The sequence below is a fragment of the Fictibacillus iocasae genome (assembly GCF_042665465.1).
GTDB lineage: Bacteria > Bacillota > Bacilli > Bacillales > Fictibacillaceae > Fictibacillus > Fictibacillus iocasae.
This window is the reverse complement of record NZ_JBHTCP010000049.1, coordinates 123,597-135,113: the sequence shown is the minus strand read 5'-3', so window position 1 is coordinate 135,113 and position 11,517 is coordinate 123,597. Positions and strand designations below refer to the sequence as shown.

Genomic DNA, 11,517 nt, shown 5'->3' with positions numbered 1-11,517 from the left:
GCCAGTTTTTGTGACAGCATGGAAAAGCACCTCCTTCAATGAGATACTTCTATCGTACCGGAGGTGCCATACAAGTTATATGCGTTGTTTGAATACGGGCTTACACTTTATTATCAAGTCCATCATTCGGATTAAGAATAACAATATGTTAAGCTTCTTATTATTGCAGTATATCTATCGCATCTAAATTAATAATGTCATTTGCAGTAATTATTATGGTATGTTGTCCAGAAATATTAAATATTTCCTCATGAATGATTGTTTTAAATACCGGTATTAGAGTTTCACTACTGAAATTTAACTGATTAGGATATAAAACGTTATCCATAGTAAGGGTTCCATAACCATAATTAGATGCAACGGCTCCAAAGACTCGTATTCCTCTCCCATTAAATATTAATGTTATTTTATCTCCTTTTTTAGTACTTTGAATATACGAACTCCCAAAAGCTTTTGTATCTGTCTTAGTTACCCAACCCCCAGATTTAATGATACTCGGATCAGACTGTTCTAAATGTTTTATTGAGTAAGTGGACATTGTTAGTGAATATTCTGCTTCTTGTTCATTATCTAGCGGAGAAACAACTAAATAATACTTACCTGATGATAGAGTGCTAAATGACAATTTACCATTTACACTCGTGCTGATTAACTTTGCAGTAGGCGAAGATAGTGACGTTGTGGCTTTATCATATAGCTTTAGTTCAACATTTCCACTAACTTTAAACTCGTATAACTTGTTTAAATCAATTTGTGCATTCCAAACATCTAACATATCATCTTCTGCATCTACACTTCCATTGACCCCATTTGCAGTAAGAAGCATGCCTGGTACATCATCATCATAAATATATTCTATGGCATTTTTAGGACTAGATTCAAAATTTCCGAATCCAACTGCTGCAACATAGTAAGAGTATTTCTTACCTTTTACAGCAGTCTTATCTAGATACTCAGTATCTGATATAGGGGTTGCTGTGATGGAAGTATACTGTGTAGGTGTTGTAGTAATCTCTTTACGATAGACTTTATAGCCCACAGTAGCCTTGGATTCTGCATTCCATGTGACTTTAGGTGCCGCAGCTATATTATTATAAGAAACTTTAACGTTATTAGGTGCTTCAGGTGGTGGCATTTTGACCGTGAATTTATCAACATTAATAGCTGTGCTTGTTTTCCTTGCTTTTGAATCAAAGTTACCTGTCCATCGGATTGTAAGTGTATGTCGACCATCTGAGAGATTGAAATTTCGATAGATAGAGTTCTTTGAGGTGCTTGTAGGTTGATATAAAGAAACCATTTCTATAAAGTGATTATCTATATAAATATCTGCATATCCAAAATTCGGTCCTTTGTTACCAAATAATTCTATTCCGTTTCCGTTAAAGTTAAAAGATACGCTTCCATTTGAATTTAATTCAGAGATGCTTCCTCCTGAAGAAGACGTACTAGGAACTGTTTTCCACAACCCCTCATAACTTACAACATTGCTTGTATTCTCATATTCTCCGGCAATATTGCCCTCTATTAAAGTATAATTTCCAGAGCCGTTAAATCCATAAACATTAATGTAATATATTCCATCAACAGGGGCTCTAAAACTTATAGATTCTGATGATGTTCCATTATTTTCAGAATAAGCAATCATGCCATATCCTGAATTAACGGAATAAGCAGAAGAATCGTAAACATAAAGATCAAAATCAGTACCCAACTTTGCTTGCAATTTAAGTGATAATTCTTGACCAGCTTTCAGTTTAATGAAGTAGACATCATCTCTATCATTAAATTCTATATTAGAATCTAGTTGGTTTTGGACGATATAGTCATGCATTGCAACTCCTGGAATATCGTTATCAAATTGACTAAAATCTTCTTTACTAAACTGAAGAGTTTTATATGCATTAATTATTTTCCCCGTTTTAAAGTAGCCTTCAAGATCTGGGAGAGTTTCTCCTGAATTTTCAATTGCCATGATTAGTTCTTCAGGATATAAATTAGGAAACTTTCCTAACAATAATGCTGCAAGTCCAGTGACATGTGGAGTGGCCATAGATGTACCACTTAAATAATCATAAGCGTTTTCATAATCAGCTTGTTCAGGATAGATAAGATTAATTTTTGCTTTATCCCCATTTAAAGGCGAAATTAAATCTACGTAAGGTGCTCCTCCAACTTTAAAAGTCATATTCTCATATATTGACTGACTAGTACCATAAACTGATCTGGCAGAGTCTTCTCCAATGACTTCCAACCCTAATACTTCATTCACAAAAGAGGTAGTTTCTTGATTCCATAATATGTCTTGTCCAGAAAGAACAAGAGATTTGCCTGAACTTAAAAATTGTGTCAAGTTTACTAAATCCCAATCTGTTAGTGCTGTTATTTCAGGATTACCGGCGCCAAATCCATCACCTGTCATCCAAATAACGATATCATAATCATTTAATGTAACTAAGTCAGGACCACTTGACATCGGATCAACCTCAATTTTTGTAACTTTATCTGAGTGGTTTGATAAAAGTTGAGAATATACATTTGAATAATCAGGAAAGTCATTATTAACTGACTCATCATCATCAACAAGGAGTATCTTCTGAGCTGTGTCTACATTTAAAAAATCTAAAGCTTGGTTAAAAGCTTCTTGTCTTTCAGCATTATCTGTAAAATTTTCAAATCCAAATCCATTAAAGATTGCCTTGAAATTGTCACCTACAATTTGTGCAGCTGCACCGTATGCATATTTTCTAGGAAAAGTACTTAAAATATCTACACCTGGCGCAGCAACATCTACAGAATTATATCCATAATTAGAAAAACCGGCCAGTTGACCATTGTTATCAATTGCAGCTACAGACAGAATATTTGAACAGTCATAATTAGATGGATAATGTTCATAAAAGTCGTTATCTACTCCATCGTTTCCAGCTGCGGCTACAAACAACATTCCCGAATTTTCGATTGCTTCTTTTAAAAAGACGTCATATGCACCTCCGCCCCAGCTATTGTTAGATATTTTCACGCCCATTTTTGTTGCATATTCTACTGCTTGAATAGCACCTTCCGTTGATCCTCCATCAGGACCAAGAAACTTTAATGACATTATTTCTACATTAGGAGCAATTCCCGTAATACCAATTCCATTGTTAATAGAGCCTGCAATTGTACCAGCTACATGGGTGCCATGTTCATCTCCGTCATGTTTGTCAAATACGGTATTATCGTAATGATAGAAATCAAACCCATTAATATCATCTATATATCCGTTATTATCATCATCTTTTCCGTTTAGTTGTTCTTTACTATTTCTCCATATAACATCTTTTAAGTCGTCATGATTAATATCTATACCTGTATCTATAACAGCAACGACATTTTTTTGTAAATTTTCACCTTGAAGATAGTTGACAGTTTCGGGAAGGTTTATATCAATATCTTCTGTACCGGAGTTTTCTTTTATCACTTGTCCCGTATTGTTAAGACCCCATAGCTGATCAAACAATGGATCATTAAAATTTGACTGATAGTACTTAAAATTAGGTTGTACAGAAGCTATTTTAGGATCTTTGGCTAATTTTTTTGCTACTATATTTGCATCTTGTCCACTTGGTAGTTTAACTACATCAGCTTTAATCGATTTTAATTTCGTCTTAAGCTTTAAATTATTCGTCTTATAGAATGATTCTGAAGAAACACCGGATTTCATTTTAATAATAATTTCGTCTTTTATATACATTTCTTTATTTTTATTAGCACCTCTGGTTTTAGCGAGGAGTCTTTGATCTTGAGTACTAGTATCGCGAGGAGACCTATTCACAATTTCCTTTCCTTGTTCGTCATTTGACTTAGCCCACTTACTTTTTTTTATTTTAGCTTGGCCGCTTTGTTGCTGGGCAGTTGGCTTAACAGAACTTTTGGTTTCCTGTGCAAACGTGATACTTGGTAACAGGGTGGATACTGTAAGCAGGCCAGCCATAGTTAGTGAAAATAACCTATTTTTTGTGTTTTGCAAATTTATCTCTCCTTCTTTTTAGGTAAAAAGACTTAGTCTTTTCCAAAGATTATATCGGTAGAAATTTTTGGAATTTAAATAGTAAATAAAAATTCAATGATATTACATATGGCTGGAAGAAAACTAACTATTCCATGACTAGGCTTAAGTTCATCAAACTTAGATCGTAATACTAGGAACATTTAATGTAAGGATGTATTTACACCGTTAATTAATATTTATTCTTTTTATACTGAAATCAATATTAGAAACTTAAAATAGCTTTAAATTTAACCGATATAAATTATACTCAGCCCAACTGAAAAAGGATCGGAAATCGAACGTGCAATTTCCAGATAGGAGAGAGAAAGTGAAACATGTAATGAAATGGGCGGTGTCTGTGTTGACGGTATTCATGGTTACCGTTGCGGCAGCTGCGCCTGGTTATGCGGCGGGGCATTCTGCGTTGGTCAAAAAGTCGGTGGCGACGTATAAGAAAAACAATTATGAGTACAAGCATAAACTTGCTCAGTATACGCCTCAGGGTGATTATTTCAACCTTAGCGGGAAGATTTTTCAAATGTCGCGTATTAAAATGGATGCAAAAGGCATTCCGATGGTGAAGTATTATGACAAATACCAGTACAATCCAGTGACGATCGCACAAATGGGATTGTCTGAGCATGGGAAGTATGTGAGAACCCAAAAGCCGGGGCACATGACGAGATTCCTGCAATATGCGGATGCACTTGTTGCGTATCAGCAGGAGGAGGGCTCGCTTCGTTACGATTTTTATTACGAGATCAAGCATTTAAAGGCGAAGTTTCAGCCAGGCTGGATTTCTGCGATGGCTCAAGGGCAGGCGCTAAGCGTGTATTCGCGTGCGTATCACTTAACGAAGGATGTTAAATACCTGGAAGCAGGTAAGAAGTGTTTGCAGTTCTTGATGAAAGCGAAGTCCAACGGCGGAACATATACGAACATGCGCTCACTTGGGCCAAGCTACAAGCAATACGGATTCTTCGAGGAATACATCACGACGCCCGATAACTTCACGCTGAACGGCTATGTGTACACATTGTTCGGCCTGTATGACTGGATGAAGCTCGGTGTAAAAGAGGATTACGGCCAGAAAAGAGCGCAGCAGCACTTGGAGCATGGCATCAAAGTATTAAAAGTAATCCTGCCAAAATACGATATCGGCGGCTTCACGTCCTATGACCTAAGCCACCTGACGAGAAAGCAGCAGCCTCACGTCGTGCCGATGTACCACGCTGTCCACCTTTACCAGATTTACGGATTGTACACGATTACGAAAGACAAAACCTTCCTCAGCTACCACAAACGCTGGGCGAAATATGTAGATTAATAGACAAGCCCCGAATCAGCGTCTGATTCGGGGCTTTAATGTTATGGTTTACGGATTTCCGAAATGGTTAATGAATCTTTCTGGGAGCTTAGTTCATACAACCAAATCGTACCGGTCGAGTCTTCGGTCACCTTCAGCTCATACCGGTCATCGCCTGTCTGTTGAAAGTGAGAGTAAGTCAAGGGAAGAACGTTTTCAGACGACAATCCTTTTTTATGCTGTTCTTCCGCATTTTTCTTTTGTGAAATATAAACCTCACTTTGTGGCAGCAGGAATGGCTGGGCTTTGCTGAAGTCTCCAGTGTTAACGGCTTCAGCATAGGCTTTAATGTATTGTTTCACAAATTCATACGCCGTTTTTTCCTCGACGGAGGCAACAGACGCCCCCTCAACATAGGAATCCGCATACACTGTTTCCGTCACGAGATGTTCTGCCTGTTTCTTGGCTTTTTCCAGGCTTTCCAATTTGCCCTGCAGCAGCTGAAACGGAGACATCAGCATGACGAGGGCAACGAGACTGACCGCCAAGGACCGTTTCACCGAGAGTCCAAATAGCAGCCAGGCGAAGATAAATGCGAAAACACATGATAGTACAATGGTTACAGCCCCAAACCTCGTCACATACTCCAACAACTTGATCGTCCTCTCTTGTCCAAACCGAAACTTCCCCCGTTATATCGGGTTATTTCAACAAAAAATGAAATGAAGAAAATGTAAATGATATGTAAATGTAAAGAAAGTTACAATTTTTGTTACATTAGTATAATATTATCATGTGTTGTGGTAATTATTGGTATAGTATGAAAAAGGCAGTTCATCACAATAAGAGCAGGGGGAATAGTTCAATTGAAGGAGTTTTATAAGACAGCCGTTGTGCTAACAATCGCTGCGGTCATGTTATTTTCGATGGCCATTCCGAGCTACGCCGCAGATTATTCTGCACTCGTCAAAAAGTCAGTTGCTACCTACAAGAAGAACAACTACCAATACGCCCACAAACTCGCTCCCTATACCCCGCAAGGCGACTATTTCAATCTCAGCCAAAAAGTTTTCCAAATGTCTCGAATCAAAATGGACGCCCAAGGCATCCCAATGGTGAAGTATTATGACAAGTACCAGTACAACCCGGTTACAATCGCCCAGATGGCACTCTCCGAACACGGCAAGTATGTCAGAACAAAGAATGAAGCAAACAAAGCCCGCTTTCTCAAGTATGCGAATGCTTTAGTGCTATACCAAAAGCCGGACGGATCGCTTCGTTATGATTTCTATTACGAGATCAAGCATCTTCGCGTGAAATACCAGCCTGGTTGGTACTCAGCTATGGCTCAAGGCCAGGCGCTGAGCGTATATTCAAGAGCGTATCACTTAACAAAGGACGTCAAATATTTGGAAACAGGGAAAAAATGCCTCGCGTTCATGACCCGCGCCAAGTCAAGAGGCGGCACATACACGAACCTGCGCGCACTCGGAAAATCGTACAATGAATACGGATTTTTTGAAGAATACATCAGCAACCCAGACAATTACACACTGAACGGATTCGTATACGCCATGTTCGGTCTTTATGACTGGATGAAGCTTGGCGTAAAGGCAGATTACGGCCAAAAGACGGCGCAGTACTATTTGCAGCAAAAAGGACTGATCGCAATCAAGAAAATTTTGCCAAAGTACGACATCGGCGGCTTCACATCCTACGACCTCAGCCATCTCACCATGAAACAGCAGCCGCACGTCGTCCCGATGTACCACGCGATTCACATCTTCCAAATGCACGCCCTATACACGATATCCAACGACAAAACCTACCTCACCTATTACAGACGGTGGGCGGGGTATGTGAAATAAAAGAGATGATGAGAGAAGCTCTAGCTATTGTGTTTGCTGGAGCTTTTCTTTTTTTAATGAACCCATTAATGTTTGGGCTTAGCGTAAACACCTACAATTAGCACAGATCTAAAGGTGGAAAAATAGCCTATATATTTTAGTGTTTACATAGGAAATAGGTTCCATTATACTAAGTGTATAGTAATATTTACCTTTAATTGAATAATTATGAAAAAGGCAAACTTTTCGAAAGGGAAGGACGCAAAGCCGTGAGTCTAAGGCGTTTTACGCTATGATCGTCAGGTTGCCATAGTTCTTAAGTATGCTGTGGCTGTTTAGCCATGGCTTTTTTGTTTGGGAGGTTGATAGAAATAGGAAGTTATTAAAGTAACAAAACAACGAGGGGGAGTCTAAAATGAAATGCTATAAACATTATGAAATGGACGCGGTTTCGACATGTACGGTTTGCGGAAAGGCATTATGTCCAAATTGCAGTGAAAAATTTACCTATCCATCATGCGATTCGTGCGTACTAAACCAAGTAAGCGAACAGAAATCCATATTAATTCGTAATGCCATTATTATGACTGTATTATTTGCCTTTGGATTAACAGAAGGCTTTATGTTAGCTATTGCATTGGCAGGTGTACCGTGGGGATGGAGTGCATTGAATAAGATTACTCCAAATATCTTTCTATTCATGCCATTAATGGGCTGGGTCATCTATTTCTTAATTAAATTAGGATTGTCTATGGTAATTGGAGTATTTGTACTTCCATTTCAGGTAATGAAAATTGTAAAGGGTCTAAAAGAAGCGAAACAACTCGCAGAATACACAAATGCCGCATAACGTTAAACAAAGAATCAGTTAATAACAAGGAGGGTACATGATGTTTAAATTAAACAAAATCGTTATTACACTAACTGCACTTACTTTTCTTCTCATTTCTATCTTCCAAGTTGAAAACGTACAAGCAGCAAATGGAGTCCTAACTTTTGTCTCTGGTTCACTTACTGAACAAGAACAGGAAAAAGAGTTCTTTTTCACAGTGCCAAGTGCAGGGAGGGTATCCATTGACATCACTTCTTATGTAAAATCAACCACCCACTTCAAATTATATGACAGCAACAATGTTAAAGTTTTTGGAGACTACTTTACAAGTTCTTCTTCTACTCCAGGTAAGCATAACGACTGGGTTGATCTTGAGGCAGGGACATACCGCTTGAAGGTTGGAGAATACAATGAATATTTGAAGCATACAGGTGATTTCACACTTCAAGTGTCTTTTTCACAGGCTGGTAATAATGAAGCAGAGCCCAATAATGGTACTGTTGAAGCTCAGCCTCTTTTCTATAACAAATCTGTTACAGGTTTTTTATCTTGGAATGACTCAGTAGATGTTTATAAATTGACTGTTGATAAAGCGGGAAGAGTACATGTGAATTTATCATCATTCGTGGATTCTACTACCACAATTAAAATGACCGATGAAGAAAACGAAAAAGTATTTAGTGATTATTTTAATGGCAGTTCCCTCTCCCCTGCTAAATATAACAATTATGTCGATTTAGAACCGGGGAATTATTACATATCTATCTATAACAATTCAGAATATACTTTAAACACTGGAAAATATCAGCTTACAACAAGCATTAATTATGCTGGAAATAATGATACCGAACCGAACAACGGTACAGTAGAAGCGCAGTCCATCACCTTTTACCAGCCAATAACAGGATTTCTGTCTTGGAACGATTCATCTGATTTTTACAAGGTTTCAGTTCAGAGAACAATGGAAGTCAAAGTAGATCTTACTTCTTACGTAGATTCAACAACGTCAATTGTTGTGTATGATGAAGAAAACAATAAAGTAACAAGTGATTACTTCAGCGGTGATTCACAAAATCCGGCAAAGTATATTGAAAGCATTACCTTGAAACCAGGAAATTACTATATAAAAGTGTTCAATAACAGTGAGTATACTTTGAATTCTGGTAAGTATAAACTTACAGTCACAGCGCCTAGTCTTCTTCCAAATTTAACAGTAAGTCCGGTAACGAACTTAACTACCAAAGTTGTAGGGAAAACAGCCCCATATACTGAAGTAGTGTTAAAGTTAGCAGGAAAAGATTATAAGACGGCTTCTAATCATAAAGGCGATTTCTCAGCTAACATTCCTAAGCAAAATGCGGGTGCTAAAGTGGAAATCAGTGCAAAGAATCTATATGGAACGAAAAATGTAACAATAACGGTAGTTGACAAAATTGCCCCTGCGGCTCCTGCAGTGAATGGAGTAAAAGCTACATCAAAAACGATTTCTGGTCGGTCTGAAGCAGGATCAACCGTTTATGCTCAAGTGGGCAGCAAGATCATTGGGGCAGGCAAGGCTGATGCAAAAGGGAAATTTAGCTTGAAAATTAAAAATCAAAAAAAGGGAACAACCATTGTTCTATTTGCTAAAGACAGCGTAGGCAACAAAGGGAAAACAATAACAATAAAAGTTAAATAATATTTACCAGCCTCCTTCAACGAGAAGGAGACTGGTTTTTTGATATTTTAAAGAAACATTTTCATGTATAAGTTGATGTTAATTTTGGTGGATTAAACTATAGGAGGTAATTTATGAAGAAATTTCTTTTAATTATTATTTTATTGTTGAGTTTATTTCCTTACATTTCAGAAAAGGTTAGTGCAACTTCACTTGTGTTCAAGTTCGATAATGAGGTCGTATCGGATCCGGACTTACAACCATTCTTATTAGAAGGTAAACCTTATGATTCAGGCGGTACTTACTATCTACCATTGGATTGGATAGCAACACAGTACAAGGAACGTCTGGTGAAAATGTGGGAATCAAAGGTATTGTATGTACAAAGAAAAAACTACTCTACAATGCATATTCGCGAGGAGAACATATACGGTTCAAGTTACACTAAGGGTAAAAACAGGGGGATTCCTTTAAAGACTAAAACGGTAAATGGTGTCGTGACTGATATGAAAATGAAGGCGATTGTCAAGGACAACCACATGTTTGTACCGATTGATTTCATCTCAGACCCACTTGGTGCGAACTACCCCGTCACTGTGGTAGAAGGGGAAGATACAACAACTATTTATGTGGGAAAACTACCATCAGGGGTAAAACCAGTAAAACTCATCTATGATGATGCTCGTTCCTATATTAATCAAAAAGTTTACTCAACACAAAGTGAGAAAAGCAAACGGATTGGTTCATTTAAGGAGCATCAAAATATCTTTATCATAGCATCTCAAAATGGATGGTATCAAGTGAGAATTGGAAGCAAAAGAGGTTGGATACAAAGTAAGTATGCCGCAATAGGGAAGTTTGATGGAACAGAAGGGAAATGGTATCCGGATGGGTGGGTCGCTCCAGTTCTTAAATCAGCTTGGAGTCCAAACCATCAGTCCAACCTTAAGACGTTGGAACGAGAACTTGGATTTAAAGCTGGTGGACACGATTATAGTATTCAAGGAGCTCCAAATTCAATAGCAATTCATGATGGAAGCGGTCAGTCGGAGGTAATGTTTGCTTATAGAATGTGGGATGGAGATGCTAATGGATATTTGAAGCAGGCTTATCGAATTCCTATTGTTTCAATGGAGTTGTTCAAATTATACTTTGGAAAAGATGCTGTTAAGGTGTGGAATTACTTTAACACGGATGTACCTAGAAAATTTACTGCTAATGGCAGATTGGTTACAGCTTCTTTTAGCGAAAAAAGTGGCAGTCTTTATCTTGAAGTAGGTTATAAACAGAAAAAGTAAAGACAGAGTGAACTGTTACCAAAAAATTAGACAGTTTATAAAAAGACTACAATTATGGTGCTAGTAGATGGCCTCGGTATTGTTCCGGGGTCATCTTTTTTAATCCCCACTAATAGCGGGCAGAATTGTAATAGTCCATGTAGTCTTCCACTTTGCGTCTTAATTCCTGTACGGTGTTGCGTGTAGTGGCATCTACTTCATCTTTAAAATGGCCAAAGAAAGATTCCATGGGCGCGTTGTCTAAACAATATGGAATTCTTCGAGGACACCTAATAATCTCACGCTGAACGCAAATGTGTATAGATTGTTCGGTCTGTATGACTGGATGAAGTAAAAAAGCGCGGAAGCGCTCACAACATGGCATCAAGGTGTTAATGGTAATTTTACCCAAATACGACATCGGCGGCTTCACGTTCTATGAGTTGAGGCGCCTTACGAGAAAGCAGCAGCCTCACGTCGTGCCAATTCCTCAGCTACCATAAACGCTGGGCGAAATATGTAGATTAATAGATAAGCCCCGAATCAGCGTCTAATTCGGGGCTTT

Annotated in this window: 8 protein-coding genes, 1 pseudogene and 1 riboswitch; of the genes and pseudogenes, 6 read left to right on the top strand and 3 right to left on the bottom strand. The window is 38.1% G+C overall.

The window, feature by feature from the left end; all coding sequences use genetic code 11:
- Positions 1-160: 160 nt before the first annotated feature.
- Complete coding sequence (locus ACFQPF_RS15710; RefSeq protein WP_379750661.1) at positions 161-4,012, bottom strand: S8 family serine peptidase; 3,852 nt, start codon at positions 4,010-4,012, stop codon at positions 161-163.
- 349 nt (positions 4,013-4,361) lie between these two features.
- Here ACFQPF_RS15710 and ACFQPF_RS15705 point away from each other — a divergent pair, with 349 nt between their 5' ends.
- The gene (locus ACFQPF_RS15705; RefSeq protein WP_379750659.1) at positions 4,362-5,360 is read left to right on the top strand and encodes a D-glucuronyl C5-epimerase family protein; all 999 of its coding nucleotides are present in this window, start codon (positions 4,362-4,364) and stop codon (positions 5,358-5,360) included.
- Between the two features lie 41 nt (positions 5,361-5,401).
- Here ACFQPF_RS15705 and ACFQPF_RS15700 read toward each other — a convergent pair whose 3' ends face one another.
- Positions 5,402-5,980: a TcaA NTF2-like domain-containing protein gene (locus ACFQPF_RS15700; protein ID WP_379750671.1), complete on the bottom strand. Its 579-nt coding sequence runs from the start codon at positions 5,978-5,980 to the stop codon at positions 5,402-5,404.
- A 225-nt stretch (positions 5,981-6,205) separates the two neighbouring features.
- On the opposite strand from ACFQPF_RS15700, the gene ACFQPF_RS15695 reads away from it, so the two are divergent.
- The 4 genes from ACFQPF_RS15695 to ACFQPF_RS15680 all read left to right on the top strand — a co-directional run bounded on the left by ACFQPF_RS15695 (position 6,206) and on the right by ACFQPF_RS15680 (position 10,973).
- Positions 6,206-7,207, top strand: a complete 1,002-nt coding sequence (locus tag ACFQPF_RS15695; protein WP_379750657.1) for a D-glucuronyl C5-epimerase family protein — start codon at positions 6,206-6,208, stop codon at positions 7,205-7,207.
- 205 nt (positions 7,208-7,412) lie between these two features.
- A riboswitch (cyclic di-GMP riboswitch) is annotated at positions 7,413-7,498 on the top strand.
- A gap of 103 nt (positions 7,499-7,601) precedes the next feature.
- Positions 7,602-8,036, top strand: coding sequence for a B-box zinc finger protein (locus tag ACFQPF_RS15690; RefSeq protein ID WP_379750655.1), 435 nt, complete (start codon positions 7,602-7,604; stop codon positions 8,034-8,036).
- Positions 8,037-8,073: 37 nt separating this feature from the next.
- Positions 8,074-9,696, top strand: a complete 1,623-nt coding sequence (locus ACFQPF_RS15685) for an Ig-like domain-containing protein (protein ID WP_379750653.1) — start codon at positions 8,074-8,076, stop codon at positions 9,694-9,696.
- A gap of 113 nt (positions 9,697-9,809) precedes the next feature.
- On the top strand, positions 9,810-10,973 hold the full coding sequence (locus ACFQPF_RS15680) for a hypothetical protein (protein WP_379750651.1): 1,164 nt from the start codon (positions 9,810-9,812) through the stop codon (positions 10,971-10,973).
- Between the two features lie 109 nt (positions 10,974-11,082).
- Here the strand turns inward: ACFQPF_RS15680 and ACFQPF_RS15675 are convergent, their stop codons facing one another.
- A complete protein-coding gene (locus ACFQPF_RS15675) occupies positions 11,083-11,337 on the bottom strand; it encodes an integrase core domain-containing protein (protein WP_379750669.1) in 255 nt (84 codons plus the stop codon).
- Here ACFQPF_RS15675 and ACFQPF_RS15670 point away from each other — a divergent pair.
- A pseudogene (locus ACFQPF_RS15670) lies at positions 11,318-11,455 on the top strand (D-glucuronyl C5-epimerase family protein); the annotation flags it as partial. The gene ACFQPF_RS15675 and the pseudogene ACFQPF_RS15670 overlap by 20 nt on opposite strands.
- Positions 11,456-11,517 lie beyond the last annotated feature (62 nt).